Here is a 22,387-nt window from a genome sequence, read left to right as displayed (position 1 = left end):
TACCCCGCGCCCGCGGCCTTCACCCGCCCGCTCCCGCTCCCGCCCCCGCCTCCGCCTCCGCCCCCGAACCGGCCTCCGCCCCCGCATCCGTCCACTCCCGCAGCCGGAAGCGCTGGAGTTTGCCCGTCGGGGTGCGGGGCAGCGCGTCATGGAAGACGATCTCGCGCGGGCACTTGTACGGCGCGATCCGCTCCTTGGTGAAGGCGCGCAGCGCCGCCACGGTCTCCGGTCCGCCGGACACGCCCGCCCGCAGCACCACATGGGCCACCACCACCTGCCCGCGCTCCTCGTCGGCCCGTCCGACGACCGCCGCCTCCAAGACGTCGGGATGGTGGGTGAGCGCGTCCTCGACCTCCGGCCCGGCGATGTTGTACCCGGCCGAGATGATCATGTCGTCCGCGCGGGCCACGTAGTGGAAGTAGCCGTCGGCGTCGCGGATGCAGGTGTCACCGGTGAGGTTCCAGCCGTCCCGTACGTACTCCGTCTGCCGGGGGTCGGCGAGATAGCGGCAGCCGGTGGGGCCGCGTACGGCCAGCAGCCCCGGCTCCCCGTCCGCCACCGGCCGTCCGGCCGCGTCCACCACCCGCGCCTGGAATCCCGGCACCGGCAGTCCGGTCGTCCCCGGCCGGGCCGCGTCGTCGGCGGCGGAGAGGAAGATGTGCAGCATCTCGGTCGCGCCGATGCCGTTGATGATCCGCAGCCCGGTCGCCTCGTACCAGGACTGCCAGGTGGCGGCGGGCAGGTTCTCGCCGGCCGACACACAGCGGCGCAGGCTGGTGATGTCCTGCGAGCCGAGGCGGGGCAGCAGCGCGCGGTAGGCGGTCGGGGCGGTGAACAGTACCGACACACGGTGGCGTGCGATGTCGCGGAGCAACTGCTCGGGCCCGCCCCAGTCGGCGAGGTAGGCCGAGGCCCCGGCCCGCAGCGGAAAGACCACCAGGCCGCCGAGGCCGAAGGTGAAGCCCAGCGGCGGGCTGCCGGCGAAGACGTCGTCGGGGCGCGGGCGCAGCACCTGTGCGGAGAAGGTGTCGGCGATGGCGAGCACATCGCGGTGGAAGTGCATACAGCCTTTGGGGCGGCCGGTGGTCCCCGAGGTGAACGCGATCAGCGCGACGTCGTCGGCGGAGGTGGCGACACACGGGTACGGCTCGGACGGCGGCCCCTGCCCCCGCCCGTGCTCGGCCAGGTGCAGCAGGTCCTCCGGCCCCGGTCCGCCGTACGGAGTGATCCGCAGGCCCGGCACTCCGGCCCGCACCAGGCCGTCCAGGGACCGGGCGTCGCACAGCGCATGCCCGATCCGCGCCAGCCGGCAGATCGTGGCCAGCTCACCGGGACGCTGCGCGGCCAGGACGGTCACCGCGACCGCGCCCGCCTTCATCACCGCCAGCCAGCAGGCCGCCAGCCAGGGCGTGGTGGGGCCGCGCAGCAGGACGCGGTGGCCGGGCAGCACACCGAGGTCGCCGGTCAGGACGTGTGCGAGACGGTCCACCCGGTCGCGTAACCGCCCGTACGTCCAGACCGCGCCGGATGCGTCGCGCAGCGCCGGGCGGTCCGGGCCGAGCCGCTCGATCGTACGGTCGAGCAGTTCGGCGCCGCAGTTGAGCCGGTCGGGATAGCCGAGGTCGACCAGGTGCGGCCACTGCCGTGCGGGCGGGAGGTGGTCGCGGGCGAAGGTGTCGATGTGGGCCGAAGGCCGAAGCTCCATACGGATGCGCCCCCTCGCGCCGAGGCCGGCGGCTCGGGAGGCGCGCTCGGGAGACGCTCGGGACCTTGTTCGTACGGGTGCCTGCTTGCTTGCCTGATCGGTCGCCGGCCGGCTCGTGGACGTGCTGCCGCCCTGGCCGCCGGTCTCCGGCGACGGTGTCGCGGGCCGCCCGGGTGCTTCCGCTACGGGCGCTTCCAGTACAGGTGCTTTTGTTACGGATGCTTCCGTTACGGGTACTGCCGCGAGGGCCTGTCGTCAGCGTAACGTGTTCGTGACGGCAGTCAACAGACCGCGATACGACGGGCTTTGGTGGCGGCACCGGCCACGGACCGGACCACCGACCCGCGACACATGACCCGCACCAGCCGAACCGTGACAGACCAACCGCGACAAGAGGCAGGGGGCCACCCGGTGACCGCATTCGCGCTGGGACCGCAAGAGCGGGAGTGGTGCGCGCGGACGCGTGCCCTGGCGGCCGAGCGGCTGCGCCCGCTGGCAGAGAAGGGCGAACCGGGCCGGGTGAACCGCCCCCTGGTCGCGGCCCTGGGCGAACTCGGCCTGCTACGGCGGCTGTTCCCGGCCGAAGGCCCCGTACGGGCGCTGGACCTGTGCCTGCTGCGCGAGTCCCTCGCCCAGGAGTCGACCGAGGCGGAGACGGCGCTGGCCCTTCAGGGGCTCGGGGCGTATCCGGTTCTCCAGTCGGGCACCGCGCGGCAGCGGGAGCGGTGGATGCCGGAGGTGGTCGCGGGGCGGGCGGTGGCGGCCTTCGCGCTGAGCGAGCCGGACGCCGGCTCCGACGCCGCCGCGCTGACCCTGGCGGCCGAGCCCGACGCGCCCCGCGCCGGAACCGGGGGCGGCGCAGGGGGTGACGCCACGGCCCCCGCCGCCTGGCGGCTGACGGGCGAGAAGTGCTGGATCTCCAACGTCCCCGACGCCGACTTCGCCACCGTCTTCGCCCGTACCGGCGGCGGCCCGGGAGCCCGCGGCGTGACGGCCTTCCTCGTACCCGCCGACCGGCCCGGCCTGAGCGGCAGCGCCTGGGACATGCTCAGCCCGCACCCGATCGGCAGCCTGGTCTTCGACGGCGTGCCGGTCACCCGCGCGGACGTCCTGGGCGAGGTGGACCGCGGCTTCGGCGTCGCCATGCGCACCCTGAACCTGTTCCGTCCCAGTGTGGGGGCCTTCGCGGTCGGCATGGCGCAGGCGGCCCTGGACGCCGCCGTGGACCACGCCGCCCGGCGCACCGCCTTCGGCGGGCCGCTGAAGGACCTCCAGGCCGTCTCCCACCAGCTCGCCGAGATGGCCACCCGTACCGAGGCCGCCCGTCTCCTGGTGTACGCGGCGGCCACGGCGTACGACACCGGCGCCCCCGGCGTCGCCGGCCGCTCCGCGATGGCCAAGCTGCTGGCGACCGAGACGGCGCAGTACGTCGTCGACGCCGCCGTACAGATCCACGGTGCCCGCGCACTGCGCCGCGGGCACCTCCTGGAACACCTCTACCGCGAGGTACGCGCCCCGCGCATCTATGAGGGCGCGACGGAGGTCCAGCGCTCGATCATCGCCAAGGAGCTGTACCGCGAGCGGCACGAGGCCCCGGGGTCACATCACCGGAAGGACGAGGCCTTGTAGACCTGGCCCAGCTTGCACTTGCCCGACCGGGGCTGGTAGTCCCGCGTACGGATGAACGTGCCCGTGACCTCCGCGGAGCGCGACTCCCGCGCGCGCACGTCACTGACGCTGAGCAGCGCGGTACCGAAGGTACGGCCGGTCTCGTCCGAGAACTGCACGGTGCCGTTGTAGGTCGCCGAACGGTCGGAGTTGCCGTTGGTCACGCGGATGCTCGCGCGCAGCGTCCCCGCCTGGGAGTTGACGTCACAGGTGACGATGGAGATGTCCGACTCCGGGGCAGTGGTGGATCCGCTGCTGGGCGAACCGTAGCCACCGCTCGTCGTACTGCCGGAGGTGCTGCTCCCCGACGTCGTGCTGCCCGTCGAACCGCTGGTGAGGCCCGAGGTGGACCCGGAGCTGGAGTCCGTCCCGCTACTGCTGCTGCTACTACTGCTGCTGGACGAGCTGTGGTGGCTGCCCCCGCAGCTCCCGCCGTGCACACCGCGCCAGCCGGTCAGGGCGAAGAAGGCGACGCCGAAGACGGCGATGGCGCGAACATGGCGAAGCTTCATGAATGGTTCCCCCGAGGTGACCGAACGACTGACTGACCCGGCGCTCACCCAGGAGGCGTGCGGGGAAGACCCCGACGCACAGAAGACGCGCGGGGAAGACTCCCGGCACACGACGCCTGCCACGCGGCATCCGTACGGCACCTTTCCGGCGCCACCGTCCCCCGCGTCACAGACTTGATGAGCCCATGTCACGCCCAGGCTAGCAAAAGCGGACGCCGGCCCCGTCCCGCCGCCGACGTCCGGCCCGCCCCGAATTCAGGACCCTTGCCCCTTGAAACCCGGCCCCGTACCCGCCGAATCCCGGTCGTTCCAGACCGGAGCCGGAGCACTCTCGGCCAGATCCCGGATCGATAACATCGGTAACAACCGGATGCCGTGAGGTGAAGTGGAGGCGCCCGCCCGGCCCCACGCCCCGCTCCGACGGGCCGTCGCGCCCCACCGACCGGCAAACACCAGCGGAAACGGTCTTCCGGGTGCCTCGGGTCAGTTGTCGACGGTGATCAGGCCACGGCGGACCGCGGTCATCACCGCGGCGGTACGGTCATCGACCCCCAGCTTGCCGAAGATCCGCAGCATATGGGTCTTCACCGTCGCCTCACTGATGAACAGGGCGGCCCCGACCGCGGCGTTGCTCAGTCCCCGGGCGACCAGCCGCAGGACCTCGGCCTCCCGCGCGGACAGTCCGTCCTTCTTCGGAGCGCGCACATGCCGGGTCAGCCGGGCCGCGACGGAGGGGGCGAGCACGGTCTCCCCGGTGGCTGCGGCGCGGACCGCCGTCAACAGGTCCGGCAGGTCGGCGTGCTTGAGGAGGTAGCCGGCGGCCCCCGCCTCCACGGCACCGAGGATCAGATCGTCCGAGCCGTACGTGGTGAGCACCAGCACCTTGCTCTGCGGCTGTACGTCGGCCAGCCGCGCGGTGGCCTCCACCCCGCCGCCCGGCATCCGCAGGTCCATCAGGACCACCATGGGGCGCAGCCGCAGGGCCAGCGACACCGTCTCGTCGGCACTGCCGGCCTCGCCGACCACCTCCATGTCGTCCTCGGTCGCCAGCATTCCGCGCAGCCCCGCCCGTACGACCGGGTGGTCATCCGCTATCAGCACGGTGATCGGGCCGGTCACCCCGGCACCTCCACGAAGAGCGTGGTCCCCCGCCGGGCACGCTGTCGAGCCGCCTGGTTCCGCCGACCTGCTCGACCCTGCGGACCATGCCGATCAGGCCGTACCCGCCGGCGACCTCCTCGGGATCGAAACCGGCACCGTCGTCGCAGACCCGCACGAAGACACTGTCCTCGGTGTAGCCGAGCGTGACGTCCACCGACGACGCCCGCGCGTGCTTGCGCGCGTTCGCCAGCGCCTCCTGGGTGACCCGCAGCAGCACCACCTCGACGGCCACGGGCAGTGCCTCCGGTTCGCCCGACAGCGAGAAGTGGACGGTCGGCCCGCCTCCCTGCGCGGCGCGGTCGGTGAGCCGTCGCAGCGCCTCGGGCAGCGAACCGGCGCCGGCGTCCAGCGCCGTCGGCCGGAGCGCTTCGACCAGCGCCCCCGCCTCGGCAAGACCTTCCCGGGCGGTGTGTGCCGCGAGTCCGAGCTGATGCCGGGCCCGGTCCACGGATCTGCCGTGGTCTTCTGGGAGCCCGGTCAGCCGGTCCAGCGCCGTCCCCGCCGCCTGGAGGAGCATGACGATGCTGCTCAGGCCCTGGGCGATCGCGTCGTGGATCTCGCCGGCGAGCCGCTCGCGCTCGGCCGCGGCCCCGGCCTGCTCGGCGACCTCGGCCAGCTCCGCCCTGGTCGCGGCCAACTCCTGGATGAGCCGGGCGCGCTCGCTGCTCTGATCGATGATCCGGTGCGCCCAGGTGCCGAAGATGGCGGAGAACAGGATGACCGCCAGGGCGGTCGGTCCCTGGTCGGCGATGCCGCGTACCACCGAGCCCGTACGGAAGGTGTCGACGGCCACCGGTGCCGTGGCGAAGACCGCCACGGCACCGGTCGCGTGCAGGGGGCGCAGTGTCCAGTACGCCTGCGGGACGATCGCGACCAGCGAGAGGGAGGCGGCCGAGGCGAAGGCGTCGGCGGCGGCGAACAGGACGAACAGGGCGCCGAGGTAGAGCAGTCCGCGCCGGCTCTGGTCCTCCGTACGCATCAGGGCCCGGCCGTACGCGGCGTACCAGAGCGCGCAGCACAGGAGCAGGCCGCAGGCGAGCGACGGGCTGCTGGCCGTGCTGTCCTCCAGGGTGAGCGTGAACACGATCACCCCGGCGAACGCCAGCGCGTAGTAGCAGTCCCAGGCCGCATAGCCCCGGAGCCACTCGTGTCCCGGCCCGGCTAACCCTGCCGGCTGTTCTTCCACCGGAACGTGACCAGGCACAGCACCAGTCCGCCGATGCACCATGCCGTCAGCAACAAGGCCGTCCGTCCTGGTTCCCACGAGCCCGCCACCTCCTGGGTCGTCATCGAGTCGGGCAGGAAGACCGAACGGAACCCCTGCGCCATCCACTTGAGCGGGAAGACGGAACCGATCTCCACCATCGGCGAGGGCAGTGCCTTGATCGGATTGAACAGGACACCGGAGATGAACTGTAGTCCGATGAACGGCATCATGATGACCGACGAGGCACTCTTGGCCGAGCGGGGCAGGCTGCTGACCGCGATGCCCAGCAGGGCACACGAGACGACACCGAGAAGAAACACCCGGGCGAAGACCAGCCACTTGCCCCCGTCGGCCGGCAACGGGAGGCCGAACAGGCCGGCTCCGACGGCGAGCAGAGCGGCCACCTCGGCGAAGCTCACCACGAGTACCAGGAGAATCTTGCCGATGAAGTAGGACGTCACCGGGGTGGGAGTGCCGCGCAGCCGCTTGAGCGTGCCGTCGTCGCGGTCCTGGGTGATGCCGATGCCGAGGGTGATGAACGTGGCGGACATGATGCCCGCCGCGATCATGCCGGCCGCGAAGACCTGGCCGGCCGTGACCTGCGTTCCGGGGTATGTGTCCCTGAAGATGCTCGCGAGCAGGACGAGCAGCACCACGGGCATCGAGAACGTGAAGACGACCGCGTCCCGTTCCCGGAAGAACTGCCTGAGCTCGATCGCGCCCCGGGCGAAGCCGACCCTGACCGGGTTCGGTGGCGCGGGCCGTTCCTGCCGTACGTGCGTGGCTCGCGTGCTCATACCGCCTCCTGCCTGCGTCGGCCGGATTCTTCGTGGCCGCCGATCACGTGGTCGGAGTCCCCGTGACCGCCGATCATGCGGAGGTAGGTGTCCTCAAGGCTCGGTCGCCGAACCGAAAGGTCCGGTACGTCACCGGAGTTCTTCCTCACCAGTTCGGCCACGAACCGATCGGGATCGGGCGTCTGGACCTCCATGAGCCGGCCGCCCTCACGCCAGGTGACCACCGCGCCCGCGTCGGCCCGGCCACCGAGCGTCGCCGGGTCGCCGACGGCCTTCAGCCGGCCGCGGTCGATCACCGCGACCCGGTCGGCCAGCGCCTCGACCTCGTCCAGGTAGTGCGTCGTCAGCAGGATCGTGGTGCCCTCCGCGGACAACCGGCGGATCAACTGCCAGAACCGCACCCGCGCCTGAGGGTCGAATCCGGTCGTCGGCTCGTCCAGGAACAACAGATCGGGATCGCCGATGATCCCGAGCGCCACATCGACCCGACGGCGCTGCCCGCCCGAGAGCCGCCCGATCCGCTTGCCCGCGTGGTCACCGAGCCCCACCTGCTCGATGACCGTCTCGGGATCACGGCGGCGCGGGTAGACCGCCGCGAAGTGCCGCAACACCTCCCGTACGGTCAACTCGGAAGCGTCCCCGGCCGACTGGGCGACGATCCCGATCCGCCCGCGCCAGACCCGGCCCGCCGTGCCCGGATCCTCGCCGAGCACACGGACGCTTCCGCCGTCCCGCGTCCGGTAACCCTCCAGTATCTCCACCGACGTGGTCTTGCCGGCGCCGTTCGGCCCGAGCAGGGCGAACACCTCCCCATGGGCGATATCCAGGTCCAGCCCGTCCACCACCCGCCTGCCGCCGTACCGCTTGACCAGACCTCTCACATGCACTGCCGTTTCGCTCATGCCGCAAGCCTGGCGCCGCCGACCGCCCTCCAGTAGCGACCCGAGGTCGGAACCGGATGTCAACCGATCGGTGGACAGGAGCAGATGAGCGGAGCAGCCCGAAGGGATCACTCAGGCCGCGAGGCGGGGCAGCGTCCGGGCTCATTTCGATCATTCCCTCCCGCAGCCACGGCCCTGGAGCGGCGCTGGACCGGTTCTCCGCCTGGGTGATCTTCCTGTCGCTCAAGGCGATCGCCGCCGACCCCGCGCTGTGGAACCGACTGCACGAGCCGAGCGGTGAGTTCCTGCTGCTCACCGAGGAAGACTTCAAGAACCCGGCCGGCTCCACAGGGCTGCAGACGCTGCTTGCCCATCCGGACCGGACGGTGAGCGGCCTCGCGGACCAGGTGAGGTCTTTGGCCTTCCAGCCGCTGGACCTGCTTCCCCCACTGGCCCGGGCCGTACCGGCGCAGCGGAGCTCCGCCACGGCGGCCACCACGGCGTCGGCCGGCTCCGCATCCGCTTCCGGCGCCGGTGGACTGCCCAGTTGGATGCCCGGACACCTCGCAGCGCCGCCTGCCTCGGCACCGGTAGCGTCCGCCACGGCCTCCCCGGGCTGCTTCCGCATCCGCACGCCGCTCGACGTCGTCGTGGCCGTGCTGTGGCCCATGGCCCTCGTCGCGTTCGTCGTGCTGGCCGCTGCCGGGATGCCGACGGCGGTTCCCGGTTCCGTGGCGCCCCTCTGCCTCGCCGCCGCAGTCACCGCATTCGCCCGGAGCCGCCGTGCCGAGCGGGTGCAGTCCGGGGCTGCCCTGGCCGCCTTGACGCACCAGCTCGGCCGGGCCGAGGATCCGGCGAAAGCCGCCGCGAAGCTCCGTGAGGAGCGGACGAAGTTCGACGCGGCGGAGACGGAACGAAATGCCGCCTACGCACAGGCCCAGGACGAGCTGACGGCCCAGTACCACGCCGCGCTCAACGAGACCGAGGAGCGCAGGGTACGCAAGCAACGTGACATCGACAAGAAGCTCGACGGGCTCGCGGAGAAGCTCCGCAAGGCTCTGGACCGGGCACTTACCGAAAAGCAGTCTGCGTACGTCCGGGACCAGCTCGGCCGACGGCTGATCTCGCAGTCGCCGCCGCACGGCATCGGGCCCAAGCTCGCCGCCCGTCTTGCCGCGCACGGCATCCGGTCGGCAGCCGACTTCACGGGCTATCGCGCCGTGTACAACAGCCCCTACAGCAGCACGGGAGCCGTACTCGTGCTGCCCGGTGGACGTCGGATCAACATCCATGGCATCGGTGAAGCCAAGGCCATCGCCCTGGAAACCTGGCGCAGCAACGCGGTCAGGTCCGCTGTCGCCCGGCAGCCGGCCGCTCTCAGCGCGCCGGAGCGACAGTCGATCGAGCAGGGCATCGCCCGTCGCCGGGCCCAGCTCACGGACCAGCGCAAGGCCGCCGAGACGGAAGCCGACAGCTCCCGTGCGCAGGCGAAGAAGCGGCTGGAGGAGGGGCGGGAACGACTCGCCCGGAAGCACACCGCTGCCGGGGACCGGGCCCGGCAACAGCGGCTGGAGTTCAGCCGGCGTACGGTCGAGCTCCAGCAGAACAACGCCCTTCACGCGACGCTGAGCGCCGCTGTGGACGCCGCCCGGATCCAGCGGAGCGGCCTGTCATACGTGCGCTACCTACGCTTCCTCTACTTCGGCCGGTGATCGGCGCAACTCCCGGCATACCGTCGTTGGGCCCCGTCCATACCTCCATCAGCACGGGCCGGTACGGGCCTGGCTGCCGTCCCAGGGGAAACACACATGTCCCGGCCCGTCTCCGAGGCACCCAAGTCCCGGGCAAGTCCCAAGGCGTCGGCGAACCCCCTCCCGGCTCGCATGAATGCAGGTAGGAGGGGGGATCGGCAGCGTTCTTCTGAAGGCGGTCAGATGTCGCGGAAGATCTCGATCTGGGCGCCGATGGAGTTCAGGCGTTCCGCGAGGTCCTCGTAGCCGCGGTTGATGACGTAGACGTTGCGCAGGACCGAGGTGCCCTCGGCGGCCATCATGGCCAGGAGGACGACCACGGCGGGGCGCAGGGCGGGCGGGCACATCATTTCGGCGGAGCGCCAGCGGGTGGGGCCGTCCACCAGGACGCGGTGCGGGTCCAGGAGTTTGACCTGGGCGCCGAGGCGGGTGAGGTCGGTGAGGTAGATGGCGCGGTTGTCGTAGACCCAGTCGTGGATGAGGGTCTGGCCCTGGGCGCTGGCGGCGATGGCGGCGAAGAAGGGGACGTTGTCGATGTTCAGGCCGGGGAAGGGCATCGGGTGGATCTTGTCCAGGGGGGCCTGGAGTTTGGAGGGGCGTACGGTCAGGTCGATCAGCCGGGTGCGGCCGTTGTCGGCGGTGTACTCCTCGCTGCGCTCGTGGCTCAGGCCCATCTCCTCCAGGACGGCCAGCTCGATCTCCAGGAACTCCACCGGTACCCGGCGGATCGTCAGTTCCGATTCGGTGACCAGCGCGGCGGCCAGCAGGCTCATCGCCTCGACCGGGTCCTCGGACGGCGCGTAGTCCACGTCCCGGTCGATGCGTGCCACGCCGTGCACGGTCAGGGTGGTGGTGCCCACGCCCTCGACCCGGACGCCCAGCGCCTCCAGGAAGAAGCACAGGTCCTGGACCATGTAGTTGGAGGAGGCGTTGCGGATGACCGTGACGCCTTCGTGGCGGGCCGCGGCGAGCAGGGCGTTCTCGGTGACGGTGTCCCCGCGCTCGGTCAGCACGATCGGGCGCCGGGGGGTGACGGACCGGTCGACGACGGCGTGGTAGTTGCCCTCGGTCGCGGTGATCTCCAGCCCGAAGTGGCGCAGCGCCGTCATGTGCGGCGTGATGGTGCGCGTGCCCAGGTCGCAGCCGCCCGCGTAGGGAAGGGAGAAGCGGTCCATGCGGTGCAGCAGCGGGCCGAGGAACATGATGACGCTGCGGGTGCGGCGGGCCGCTTCGGTGTCCATCGCGCCGAGGTCGAGTTCGGCGGGCGGGACGATCTCCAGGTCGTTGCCGTCGTTGATCCAGCGGGTGCGCACCCCGATGCTGCCGAGCACTTCCAGGATGCGGTAGACCTCCTCGATACGGGCCACCCGGCGCAGCGTTGTGCGGCCGGCGTTCAGGAGGGTGGCGCACAGGAGGGCCACGCAGGCGTTCTTGCTCGTCTTGACATCGATGCTGCCGGAGAGCCGGCGTCCGCCGACGACGCGCAGATGCATGGGCCCCGCGTACCCGAGCGAGACGATTTCACTGTCCAGAGCCTCGCCAATGCGAGCGATCATCTCAAGGCTGATGTTCTGGTTACCGCGTTCGATGCGGTTGACCGCACTCTGGCTGGTGCCGAGCGCCTCTGCGAGCTGCGTCTGAGTCCAGCCACGGTGCTGCCGGGCGTCACGGATGAGCTTGCCGATGCGTACGAGGTAGTCGTCTGCCATGGGGGAGACCGTATCTCAGATATGAGATCAACGTGTAACTCCTACTTGTTCTAGTACTATACGAACAACTGGAGGTCGCTCATATGCCCGGACTGTCTGCCGTTCCGTCCGCAACCCGCCCGCCGCGTACGTTGGTTGCCGTACTTCCGTTTCTCCTCGCCGCACTCACCCTCACCGCTCTCTTCCTCTCGGTACGCGACCGGCTGCCCGAGCCCATGGCCACCCACTTCTCCGACGGCCGGGCCGACGGCTTCAACTCCGTAGCGCTCTACCTGCCGGTGTGCCTCGGCCTGCTCCTGGTGTTCGCCGCCGTGTTCGCCGTGCTCGCCCCGCGCACCGTCACCGCCCGCGACGGGCGGGCGCTGAACGGCGTCGGCTACGGCATGGCCGCGCTGAGCGGCGTTCTGTCGGGCGCGACGCTGCTGTGCAACGTGGGCGTACGGGACGCCGCGGACGCACGGCTCCCCTACGGGCAACTCGCCATCGCCTTCGGTGCCGCACTGCTCGCGGCGGGTGTCGGCCTGCTGCTGCCCACCGGGGCCGCGCCGGGGAAGCGGGCGGCATCCGGCGACCTCGCGGCCCCCGGGCCGGACCGGGCCCGGCTGCCGCTGGCCGAAGGCGAGGCGGTGGGCTGGTCGCGGTCCGTGCGCGCACCCTTCCTGGCCGTACTGAGCTGCGTATTCCTCGCCGGCGGGCTGGTCGCGGGGCTCACCGTCGACTGGGGCCTGGGCGGTGGCCTGCTGTTCGCCGGGCTGACGGCCGGCCTCTGCTCGGAGGCCAGGGCGACCGTCGACCGCCAGGGCCTGACCGTCGAGCCGATCCTCTTCCCGCGCCCGCGCATCCGTTTCCCCCTGGACCGACTGGTGGACGCCACCAGTCGTACGGTCTCGCCGCTCGCCGACTTCGGCGGCTGGGGGTACCGGGTACGGCCCGGCCGTAGCGGTGTTGTCCTGCGCTCCGGTGAGGCGCTGGTGGTACGGCGGGCGGACGGCGGGGAGTTCGTGGTGACGGTCGACGACGCGGCCACCGCGGCGGCGCTGCTCAACGCGCTGATCGACAGGGCACACCGGCGGAACGAGGGCTGAGGTGCTCTTCCGTGTCGATCCCGGCTCCGGCGTCCCTCTGGGGGACCAGATCGCGGCGTGCGTACGCGGCGCCGTCGCCGACGGCTCCGTACGGGCGGGTGAGCGGCTCCCCGCCGCCCGCGCCCTCGCCGAGTCGCTCGGTGTCAACGTCCATACGGTGCTGCGCGGCTACCAGCGGCTCAGGGAGGAGGGCCTGATCGAACTGCGCAGGGGCCGCGGCGCGGTGGTGACCGGCACCGCCTCACCCGCCCGCGCCCGGCTCGGCGAGACGGCCGAGCGCCTGATCGCCCAGGCCCGCACCCTGGGACTGACCGACGAGGAGATCATCGCCCTGGTCCGTACGGGGCTGTCGCCGGCCTGATCCCGCGCGGCGGCGCCCATGCCGTCCCGAGCGGGTCCCGCACCGTCCCGAGCGGGTCCAGCACCGTCCCGAGCGGGTCCCGCACCGTCCCGCGCTGCCTCATGCCGCCCCGCTCCTTCACACCGCCCCGCGCCGCCGGGCCAGGAGACCGTCACGACGGTGGGCGAGGGCGAGCATCGGAACGGTCAGCAGCACGCTGACGACGACGGGCACCACCGACGCTTCGAGGCCGAAGCCCCCTCCCGTCAGCAGTACGGGGCCCGTGACGTCGGTGGTCAGCAGTCCCGCGGCGGGGTAGCCGGAGACCGGGACGCCGAGCAACTGCTCGGTGGCGTTCCAGGCGAAGTGGAGCCCGGCGACGAACCAGATGCTGCGCCGCCACAGGAACGCGGCACCCAGCAGTACGCCCGCCTGAAGGCCGATCGCCAGCGAACTCCACGCGGTGGCTCCCGGATTGGCTAGGTGCAGGCCGCCGAAGAGCAGCGCGGTGACCACCAGGGCGGTACGGGCCCCGTACAACTGCTCCAGGGCCTGCAGCGCCAGGCCGCGGAACAGCAGCTCCTCGATGACCGCCGCGCCCACCGAGGCGCCGATGGCGGATCCCACGACCGGCAGGACGTCCCGGCCCGCCCAGGCGAACGAGAAGCCCCCGAACGCCGCGATCAGCGCGACCGAGGCGAGCACGAACCCCAGACCGGTCCCGCCGCCGAGCAGCGCCTCCCGTACGGCCCCGCGCCGGGCGGTCTCCGGTGTGGTCCGCCGCGCGACCCGGCGCATGACCGCCCCGTACACGCCCACCGCGGCGACCGCCCCCGCCACCTGCAACGGCGCGGGCCCGTCCGCGGTCACCGCCGACACCCCGCCGACGCCGCCCACCCCCACCGCCAACCAGCCCATCGGCAACCGCCCGAACCGCCCGAACCGCCCGGCGCGTCCGCCACCCGCACCGGACCGCCCCGGCCGGCCCCCGCGCCCGTGTCGCGCCGTGCGCCGGACGTCGTCCTCACCCTGACCTCTCCCTCGGCACCGGCCGCCCGGACCGGCGACCCACCGGTGATGCTACGAAGCGGCGATCGGCCTCATTGCCCCTGGACGGGCCGAGGAGACCTTGGGCGGAATCCGGCCGGGCGGGCGCCCGCCGGGGCGGCGGGCAGCCTCTTCCTGGAAGAGGATGGTGGGAGGACCGCCCCTTTGGAGAAGTGACGACACCGTGGCCGGGCATGACCCGGCGGCGCGGATGTACTAGAGTTATCTCGACATCGAGATATCTGCCGAGAGGCGTACCGCTGCCGCGCTAGTAAGGCTCGCCTAACTAAGCCTTACCTTAGCTGATCGGCGACGGCCGTGGTGGCACCACGCGGCAGCAGCCGCACCCGGGGCACCGTGCGGTGGTACGCGCGAATTCATGCATGAAGGAGACTGTCGTGTCGGCGAACAGCTTCGACGCCCGCAGCACGCTGCAGGTGGGCGACGAGTCGTACGAGATCTTCCGGCTGGACAAGGTCGAGGGCTCCGCCCGGCTGCCGTACAGCCTGAAGGTCCTGCTGGAGAACCTGCTCCGCACCGAGGACGGCGCGAACATCACCGCCGACCACATCCGGGCGCTGGGCGGCTGGGACTCCCAGGCGCAGCCGAGCCAGGAGATCCAGTTCACGCCGGCCCGCGTGATCATGCAGGACTTCACCGGCGTGCCCTGTGTCGTGGACCTGGCCACCATGCGTGAGGCCGTCAAGGAGCTGGGCGGCGACCCGGCGAAGATCAACCCGCTGGCCCCGGCCGAGCTGGTCATCGACCACTCCGTGATCGCCGACAAGTTCGGCACCGCCAACGCCTTCCAGCAGAACGTGGAGCTGGAGTACGGCCGCAACAAGGAGCGCTACCAGTTCCTGCGCTGGGGCCAGACCGCCTTCGACGAGTTCAAGGTCGTCCCCCGGGCACCGGCATCGTCCACCAGGTCAACATCGAGCACCTGGCCCGTACGGTCATGGTCCGAGGCGGCCAGGCGTACCCCGACACCCTCGTCGGCACCGACTCGCACACCACGATGGTCAACGGCCTGGGCGTCCTGGGCTGGGGCGTCGGCGGCATCGAGGCCGAGGCCGCGATGCTGGGCCAGCCGGTCTCCATGCTCATCCCGCGCGTCGTCGGCTTCAAGCTGACCGGTGAGCTCAAGCCCGGCACCACCGCCACCGACCTGGTGCTGACCATCACCGAGATGCTGCGCAAGCACGGTGTCGTCGGCAAGTTCGTGGAGTTCTACGGCGAGGGCGTCGCCGCGACCTCGCTCGCCAACCGCGCCACCATCGGCAACATGTCGCCGGAGTTCGGCTCCACCGCCGCGATCTTCCCGATCGACGACGAGACCCTGAACTACCTCAAGCTCACCGGCCGCAGCGAGCAGCAGGTCGCGCTGGTCGAGGCGTACGCCAAGGAGCAGGGCCTGTGGCTGGACCCGGCCGCCGAGCCGGACTTCTCCGAGAAGCTGGAGCTGGACCTCTCCACGGTCGTCCCCTCCATCGCCGGTCCCAAGCGTCCGCAGGACCGTATCGTCCTGGCCGAGGCCGCCCGGCAGTTCGCGCAGGACGTGCGCAACTACGTCAGTGACGACGAGGAGGCCGGCAAGGAATCCTTCCCGGCGTCCGACGCGCCGGCCGTCACCAACGGCGTGCCGAGCAAGCCGACCACCGTGACGGCTGCCGACGGTTCCACGTACGAGATCGACCACGGCGCCGTCACCGTCGCCGCGATCACCTCCTGCACCAACACCTCCAACCCCTACGTCATGGTCGCCGCCGCCCTGGTGGCCAAGAAGGCGGTCGAGAAGGGCCTGACCCGCAAGCCGTGGGTCAAGACCACCCTCGCCCCGGGCTCGAAGGTCGTCACCGACTACTTCGACAAGGCCGGCCTGACCCCGTACCTGGACAAGCTCGGCTTCAACCTCGTCGGCTACGGCTGCACCACCTGCATCGGGAACTCCGGTCCGCTGGACGAGGAGATCTCCAAGGCGATCAACGACAACGACCTCGCGGTCACCTCGGTGCTCTCCGGCAACCGCAACTTCGAGGGCCGGATCAACCCCGACGTCAAGATGAACTACCTGGCCTCCCCGCCGCTGGTCGTCGCGTACGCCATCGCGGGCTCCATGAAGGTGGACATCACCACCGAGGCGCTGGGCATCGACCAGGACGGCAACCCGGTCCACCTCAAGGACATCTGGCCGACCGAGGCCGAGGTCAACGACGTCGTCGCCAACGCCATCGGCGAGGACATGTTCTCCAAGTCCTACGAGGACGTCTTCGCGGGCGACGCGCAGTGGCAGGCGCTGCCGATCCCGACCGGCAACACCTTCGAGTGGGACAGCGAGTCCACCTACGTCCGCAAGCCCCCGTACTTCGAGGGCATGACGATGGAGACCACCCCGGTCACCGACGTCCAGGGCGCCCGGGTGCTGGCCAAGCTGGGCGACTCGGTCACCACCGACCACATCTCCCCGGCCGGTGCGATCAAGGCCGACACCCCGGCCGGCCAGTACCTCACCGAGCACGGTGTGGAGCGTCGTGACTTCAACTCCTACGGCTCGCGCCGGGGCAACCACGAGGTCATGATCCGCGGTACGTTCGCCAACATCCGCCTGCGCAACCAGATCGCGCCGGGCACCGAGGGCGGCTTCACCCGCGACTTCACCAAGGACGGCGGACCGGTCTCCTTCATCTACGACGCCTCGCAGAACTACCAGGCGGCCGGCATCCCGCTGGTCATCCTGGCGGGCAAGGAGTACGGCTCCGGCTCCTCCCGCGACTGGGCGGCCAAGGGCACCGCGCTGCTCGGCGTCAAGGCCGTCATCGCCGAGTCCTACGAGCGCATCCACCGCTCGAACCTGATCGGCATGGGCGTGCTGCCGCTCCAGTTCCCCGAGGGCGCCAACGCCGCGACGCTGGGCCTGACCGGCGAGGAGACCTTCTCCATCACCGGCATCACCGAGCTGAACGAGGGCACCACCCCGCGCACGGTGAAGGTCACCACCGACACCGGCGTCGAGTTCGACGCGGTCGTCCGCATCGACACCCCCGGTGAGGCGGACTACTACCGCAACGGCGGCATCATGCAGTACGTGCTGCGCTCGCTGATCCGCAAGTAAGCGGCGGCGCACGGCCACAGAACGGGCCGCGTCCCCTCGGGTGAGGGGGCGCGGCCCGTCCGCGTACAAAGGCCGGTCGCCGTCAGCGGATCAGCTCGATCTCGGCGAGTCGCGCGGGGCTCTCGGGGACCAGCCGGTAGTGCCGGTAGGCGCCGGGGCGGGCGATGTCGAAGACCCTGGTCTGCCGGTCCCAGGCGAAGGACTCACCGGAGCGCCGGTCCAGCTTCCGCCAGGCCCTGCCGTCCGTGGAGCCCTCCAGCGTCCATCCCTTCGGGGCATCCGCCGCGGCGGCCGAGGTCAGGGTGTACGAGGTGACCCGGGCGGGCGCCGGCAGCGCGACCGGGGCGCCGGTGACGGCTGCCGAGGTCTCGGAGGTGTTGTCGAAGAGCGGGCCGCTGCCGGGGGCCGTGACGTCGCTCCTCGGGGTGGGCACCTTGTCGTCCCGGGTGAGGGAGGACGGGGCCGCGTGCTTCCCGGTGCCCCAGGCGGACGGCCGTGGGCCCATGGTGAAGTCCAGGGTGCCGCCGCGGGCGAGCAGGGCGTGCGGCAGTGCGGTGGAATTCCACGGCTTTCCGTTGACCCGCAGGCCCTGTACGTAGATGTTGCGGTCGCTGCTGCGTGGGGCCCTGATCACCAGGTCACGGCCGTTCTCCAGGTGGACGGTGGCCTTGGTGAACAGCGGTGAACCCACCGCGTATTCGGGTGCTCCCATCACCAGCGGGTAAAAGCCCAGCGCGCTGAAGACGTACCACGCGGACATCTCACCGTTGTCCTCGTCGCCCGGATATCCCTGGCCGATCTCGCTGCCCAGATAGAGCCGGGAAAGGACCTCGCGGACCTTTTCCTGGGCCTTCCACGGCTGTCCGGCCGCGTCGTAGGTGTAGGCGATGTGGTGGGCGGGCTGGTTGCTGTGCCCGTACATGCCCATGCGGGTGTCCCGGGCCTCGGTCATCTCATGGATGACATTTCCGTAGGACCCGGCGAATTCCTTGGCGGCGGTCTCCGGGGTGCTGAAGTAGGCGTCCAGTTTCCTGGCCAGGCCCGCCCGGCCGCCGTACAGGTTGGCCAGGCCGCGGGTGTCCTGGGGAGCGGTGAAGGCGAAGGTCCAGGCGTTGGTCTCGGTGTAGTCGTGACCCCAGACGCGCGGGTCGAACTGCTGCGGCGGCAGCCGCCAGTTCCCGGCCTCGTCCCTGCCCTGGAAGAACCCGACGCGGTGGTCGAAGTGCTTGACGTAGTTGCGGGCGCGGTTCAGGAAGTACCCCGACTCCTCCTTGTAGCGTGCTTTTCCGGTCTTCTCGTACAGGGCTTTCCCCATACGGGCGATGCCGAAGTCGTTGAGGTAGCCCTCAAGTGCCCAGGACATTCCCTCCCGTGTCCGCGTACTGGTGTATCCGAGGAAGGGGGAGGTCGCCATGCCCTTGCGGCCGACGCCGGGGGTCGGCGGGGCCACCGTGGCGTTTTTGACCGCCGCTTCGTACGCCGCCCCGGCATCGAATTCCACACCCTTGGCGTACGCGTCGGCGAAGGCCACGTCCGAACTCGTGCCGGTCATCAGGTCCGCGTATCCGGGGGAGGACCAGCGCGAGATCCAGCCGCCGTCCTTGTACTGCTGCACGAAACCGTCGGCCAGCTTCCCGGCCTGCCGGGGAGTGAGCAGGGAATAGGCGGGCCAGGCGGTCCGATAGGTGTCCCAGAAACCGTTGTTGACGTACACCTCGCCGTCCACGATCTTCGCACCGGTACGGGTCGGGGTGTCCGGTCCGGTGCGCGGGGAGAAGGGGCTGGCGTACCGGCTGCGCGAACCGGCCCTCTCGTACCCGGAGTTGGGGTAGAGATAGAGCCGGTAGAGGCTGGAGTACAAGGTGGTGAGCCGGTCGCGGCTCGCGCCCTGGACCTCGATACGGCCCAGGATGCCGTCCCACTGCTGCTGGGCGCGTGCCTTGACCGCGTCGAAGGAGGTGCCGGGCGGGATCTCCCGCTCCAGGTTCGCCCGCGCCTGGTCCACGCCGATCAGGGAGGTGGCGATGCGCAGGGTGACCGTACGGTCCGCGCCGGGGGCCAGGCGCAGATAGCCGGTCACCTCCGGGCCCCCGCCGCCCGGCAGTCCGCCGCCGGCGGTGACCGGCGCGTCCAGGACGCCGTACACGAACAGGCGGGTGGCGCCCACCGACAGGCCGCTGCGGACGTCGGAGAAGCCGGTGACGACGCCCCGTTCGGTGTCCAGGGTCAGCCCGCCCCTGTTGTCGACGTTGTCGAAGATCAGGTTCGCGTGCTCGCCGGGGAAGGTGAAGCGCAGCAGCGCGGCGTGGTCGGTGGGGGCGATCTCCGCCTTGAGCCCGTTGTCGAAGGTGACGCCGTAGTAGTGCGGCCGGGCGGTCTCCTTCGCGTGGTGGAAGGGCAGCGCGCGGGCGGTGCGCCGGGCGTCGGGCACACCCGCGGCGGTGGACGGCATGACCTGGAAGGTCTGCCGGTCGCCCATCCAGGGGCTCGGCTCGTGACTGGCGGCGAACGCCTGGAGGGTGGGCAGGTTGTCGGCGTTGTTCTTGCGCGCGTACTCGTACAGCCAGTCGGTGGAGCCCGCGTCGGTGACCGGCGTCCAGAAGGTGAAGCCGTGGGGGACGGCGGTGGCGGGGAAGGTGTTGCCGCGCGAGAAGCTGCCGCTGGAGTGGGTGCCGCGCAGCGTCGAGACGTGGTCGGAGGGGTGGGTGAGGGGCTTGGCGGGCGGCTCCGGTCCGATGGTGATGTCGTCGATCCAGCCGCGGAAGACCGCGTCGGTCCGGGGCGCGGTGGGGGAGTCGTACGCGACCAGGATGCGGGCGATCGTCCTGCCGGCGGCGACGTCGCCGATCCGCGACTCCTTGTTGTTCCACTGGTTGACGTACAGGGTCTTGGAGGCGGCCTGGCCCTGCGGGGTGAGCGGGGCGCCGTGCCGGTCGGTGGCGCGCAGCTCGCTGAGGTAGCTGCCGTCGGTGAAGGCCAGGTCGAGCGCGGCGTGGGTGGCCGGATAGCCCAGGTCGGTCACCGGCATCTCGGGGAAGATCTTGTACGAGAGCGAGGTCGCCGCTGTGACGGGGATGTCGACGTCGAAGATCTTGTTGTACGCGTAGCCGCGGCCGGCGGCGGTGTGGGTGCCCGCGTAGCGCAGCGCGTACCGGCCGGAGAAGCCGGCGTTCTTCTTGGCGGTGGGGGAGTTGGCCGGGCCGGTGCCGGGACGGCTGTGCATGCCGCTGCCGGGACCGCCGCCGGGCGGGGTGACGCCGGAGGTCTTCGGGGTGCCGTCCGGGCCGGTCTCGGGGGTGTCCTGCCAGTCGGGGGCGGGCTGGCCGGGCTCGAAGGAGGAGTGGAATCCCGGGCTCGCACTTGCCGGAGGAGCGGGGGAGGGCGCGGCGAGCGCCGGGCCGTGCGCTGCCAGGACGAGCAGCGCGGCCGTCGCCAGGGCGACGGGGCGGGCGATGCCGCGCGGTGGTCTGTGCCGGGGTCTGAGCCGCACGTGTACCTCTCAGCGAAGGTGACGTTCCGACGACGGTTCCGACGACGGTGACATCGTTGTCAGATGCCTGGCGCAGAGATAAGTAAGGTGCGTGGGGCCTGTGTCGTCAAGGGGGCCCCTGCGAGCGGCGGCCAGAAGTTTCCGGCGGAAGCGACGCATACCGACGAGGTCTCAACTCGGGAAAGATGGCGGTGCGAACTTGCTTATGATCTTGCCGAGTTGACGCGCAGTGGACTATACCTGTCGGCGTCCGAGCGACTGCGCGAAGACGTCGCGGACCCGGGAAGACCTGCGGAGCAGCACAGGAAACCGGCCCCGCACATCTCTGGCGCGCCCGGTGCACATCCCGTACAACCCAGCTTCATCTGACCCGCGGTGCCGGGGTGGCTCCGGTACACCGCCTGAGTCCTGAAGAAGGCGAGGACTTGCGCATGGGATCCACCTCAGATGTCAGCCGTCGCGACCTGATCAAACGGGCCGTGGCGCTGGGAATCGTCTCCGTACCGGCCGTGAGCGCGCTGTCGGCGTGTGCCAGTAGCGGCGGCGGGGGCGGCGAGAAGGCCGAGAAGGGGCAGAAGTCCGCCAAGAATCCGCTGGCCGTGAATGACAGCGCGGCCCTCGACGTCGTCATCTTCGACGGCGGATTCGGCGACAAATACGCCAAGGACGCCCTGGCCGTATACGTCACCGCCTTCCCGAAGACCAAGGACAAGGTCAAGCTCACCTCCACCCAGAAGATCCAGTCCACGCTCCAGCCGCGTTTCAACGGCGGCAATCCGCCGGACCTGGTGGACAACTCCGGTGCCGAACAGATGGACTTCGGCACCCTGGTGGCCAAGAACCAGCTCGCCGACCTCACCCCGCTGCTCGACGCCCCGTCGATCGACGACCCGGGCAAGAAGGTACGCGACACCCTGCGCCCCGGTGTCGTGGAAATGGGCCGGTTCGGCGGCAAGGAAACCTGGATCATGTACTACGCGTACACGGTCTACGGCGTCTGGTATTCCAAGACCAATCTGCGCAAGGTCGCCGACGCGGAATACCCGCAGACCTGGGACGAGATGCTCGCCGTGTGCGAGAAGGCGAAGAAAAAGGGCGTCGCCGGGTGGACCTATCCCGGCAAGTACCCGTACTACCTCCCCTTCAGCCTCTACCCGTTCATCGCCAAGATCGGCGGCGAAGAGGTGCTGCGCAGAATCGACAACCTGGAGCCGAACGCCTGGAAGGACCCGGCCGTCAAGGCGGCTTTCGACGCGTACTACGAGCTGTACAAGAAGGGATACATCCTCAAGGGTTCGCCGGGCCTGGACCACCTCCAGTCACAGAAGGCGTGGGCCGAGGGCAAGGCCCTGTTCATCCCGAACGGCTCGTGGGTGGAGAACGAATCCGCCAAGCAGATCCAGAAGAACCCGGACTTCCAGCTCGCGGTCGGCGCGCCGTCCAGCCTCTCCTCCTCCGACAAGATGCCGTTCGGCACGATCTGGGCCTCCGGCGGCGAACCGTACATCGTGCCCCGGGAGGCCAAGAACGCCCCCGGCGGCATGGAGATGCTGCGCATCATGCTCAGCAAGAAGTCCTCGCAGAACTTCATCAAGCAGGTCTCCTCGCTCACCTCGCTCAACGGCGGCACGGAGGGGCTGAAGCTGCCCCCGGGCCTGGACTCGGCGCAGCAGGCGCTGCAGAAGGCCGGCCGGAACATCGTCAACCCGCGGCTCCAGGACTGGTACGTCGCGCTGCAGAAGGAGAAGATCGGCGTCGGCGCACTGGGCGAGATGATGGCGGGCCGGATGACTCCCGACGAAGCGATCACCAAGATCCAGAAGTACGCGGACGAGACGCGCGAGGACAGCAGCGTCAAGAAGTACAAGCGCTGACCGGTGCGTCGGACGCGTCACCAGCGGTGGCATGTGCGCACGCCGCGG

Annotated in this window: 14 protein-coding genes and 1 pseudogene; 6 read left to right on the top strand and 9 right to left on the bottom strand. The window is 70.7% G+C overall.

Annotated features, from left to right (window positions below; translation table 11 throughout):
* Positions 1-19 precede the first annotated feature (19 nt).
* Positions 20-1,705, bottom strand: coding sequence for an AMP-binding protein (locus tag KGS77_RS07615; protein ID WP_242579693.1), 1,686 nt, complete (start codon positions 1,703-1,705; stop codon positions 20-22).
* Between the two features lie 411 nt (positions 1,706-2,116).
* Between KGS77_RS07615 and KGS77_RS07610 the strand changes: the two genes are divergently transcribed.
* Positions 2,117-3,334, top strand: coding sequence for an acyl-CoA dehydrogenase family protein (locus tag KGS77_RS07610; protein WP_242579692.1), 1,218 nt, complete (start codon positions 2,117-2,119; stop codon positions 3,332-3,334).
* Here KGS77_RS07610 and KGS77_RS07605 read toward each other — a convergent pair.
* The 5 genes from KGS77_RS07605 to KGS77_RS07585 all read right to left on the bottom strand — a co-directional run bounded on the left by KGS77_RS07605 (position 3,310) and on the right by KGS77_RS07585 (position 7,952).
* A complete protein-coding gene (locus tag KGS77_RS07605) occupies positions 3,310-3,885 on the bottom strand; it encodes a hypothetical protein (RefSeq protein ID WP_242579691.1) in 576 nt (191 codons plus the stop codon). The two genes, KGS77_RS07610 and KGS77_RS07605, sit on opposite strands and share 25 nt — an antisense overlap.
* 483 nt (positions 3,886-4,368) lie before the next feature.
* The gene (locus tag KGS77_RS07600) at positions 4,369-4,938 is read right to left on the bottom strand and encodes a response regulator transcription factor (protein ID WP_242587340.1); all 570 of its coding nucleotides are present in this window, start codon (positions 4,936-4,938) and stop codon (positions 4,369-4,371) included.
* 31 nt (positions 4,939-4,969) lie between these two features.
* Complete coding sequence (locus tag KGS77_RS07595) at positions 4,970-6,232, bottom strand: sensor histidine kinase (protein WP_242579690.1); 1,263 nt, start codon at positions 6,230-6,232, stop codon at positions 4,970-4,972.
* The gene (locus tag KGS77_RS07590; RefSeq protein WP_242579688.1) at positions 6,208-7,050 is read right to left on the bottom strand and encodes an ABC transporter permease; all 843 of its coding nucleotides are present in this window, start codon (positions 7,048-7,050) and stop codon (positions 6,208-6,210) included. The genes KGS77_RS07595 and KGS77_RS07590 overlap by 25 nt, the downstream gene beginning before the upstream one ends.
* The gene (locus KGS77_RS07585; RefSeq protein ID WP_242579686.1) at positions 7,047-7,952 is read right to left on the bottom strand and encodes an ABC transporter ATP-binding protein; all 906 of its coding nucleotides are present in this window, start codon (positions 7,950-7,952) and stop codon (positions 7,047-7,049) included. Before KGS77_RS07585 ends, KGS77_RS07590 begins: the two co-directional genes overlap by 4 nt.
* A 206-nt stretch (positions 7,953-8,158) precedes the next feature.
* On the opposite strand from KGS77_RS07585, the gene KGS77_RS07580 reads away from it, so the two are divergent.
* The gene (locus KGS77_RS07580) at positions 8,159-9,643 is read left to right on the top strand and encodes a hypothetical protein (protein WP_242579684.1); all 1,485 of its coding nucleotides are present in this window, start codon (positions 8,159-8,161) and stop codon (positions 9,641-9,643) included.
* Between the two features lie 218 nt (positions 9,644-9,861).
* On the opposite strand, the gene KGS77_RS07575 is transcribed toward KGS77_RS07580, so the two are convergent.
* Positions 9,862-11,391 carry a UDP-N-acetylglucosamine 1-carboxyvinyltransferase gene (locus KGS77_RS07575; protein ID WP_242579682.1) on the bottom strand — a complete coding sequence of 510 codons (1,530 nt, stop codon included), beginning with the start codon at positions 11,389-11,391 and terminating at the stop codon, positions 9,862-9,864.
* Positions 11,392-11,474: 83 nt separating this feature from the next.
* Here KGS77_RS07575 and KGS77_RS07570 point away from each other — a divergent pair, with 83 nt between their 5' ends.
* Together KGS77_RS07570 and KGS77_RS07565 are read left to right on the top strand one after the other, a co-directional pair.
* Positions 11,475-12,476: a DUF1648 domain-containing protein gene (locus KGS77_RS07570; protein WP_242579680.1), complete on the top strand. Its 1,002-nt coding sequence runs from the start codon at positions 11,475-11,477 to the stop codon at positions 12,474-12,476.
* A 1-nt stretch (position 12,477) separates the two neighbouring features.
* Positions 12,478-12,837 (top strand): GntR family transcriptional regulator, encoded by a 360-nt coding sequence (locus KGS77_RS07565; protein WP_242579679.1) that lies wholly within the window; start codon positions 12,478-12,480, stop codon positions 12,835-12,837.
* 117 nt (positions 12,838-12,954) lie between these two features.
* Here the strand turns inward: KGS77_RS07565 and KGS77_RS07560 are convergent, their stop codons facing one another.
* Complete coding sequence (locus KGS77_RS07560) at positions 12,955-13,734, bottom strand: CPBP family intramembrane glutamic endopeptidase (RefSeq protein ID WP_242579677.1); 780 nt, start codon at positions 13,732-13,734, stop codon at positions 12,955-12,957.
* 527 nt (positions 13,735-14,261) lie between these two features.
* On the opposite strand from KGS77_RS07560, the pseudogene acnA reads away from it, so the two are divergent.
* Positions 14,262-16,975: pseudogene (acnA, locus tag KGS77_RS07555) on the top strand (aconitate hydratase AcnA).
* A gap of 82 nt (positions 16,976-17,057) precedes the next feature.
* Here the strand turns inward: acnA and KGS77_RS07550 are convergent.
* A complete protein-coding gene (locus tag KGS77_RS07550) occupies positions 17,058-20,465 on the bottom strand; it encodes a GH92 family glycosyl hydrolase (RefSeq protein WP_242579675.1) in 3,408 nt (1,135 codons plus the stop codon).
* Positions 20,466-20,896: 431 nt separating this feature from the next.
* On the opposite strand from KGS77_RS07550, the gene ngcE reads away from it, so the two are divergent.
* On the top strand, positions 20,897-22,339 hold the full coding sequence (gene ngcE / locus KGS77_RS07545) for an N-acetylglucosamine/diacetylchitobiose ABC transporter substrate-binding protein (RefSeq protein WP_242579673.1): 1,443 nt from the start codon (positions 20,897-20,899) through the stop codon (positions 22,337-22,339).
* Positions 22,340-22,387 lie beyond the last annotated feature (48 nt).

The sequence above is a fragment of the Streptomyces sp. MST-110588 genome (assembly GCF_022695595.1).
Lineage (GTDB): Bacteria > Actinomycetota > Actinomycetes > Streptomycetales > Streptomycetaceae > Streptomyces.
This window is presented reverse-complemented; position numbering and strand designations above follow the sequence as displayed.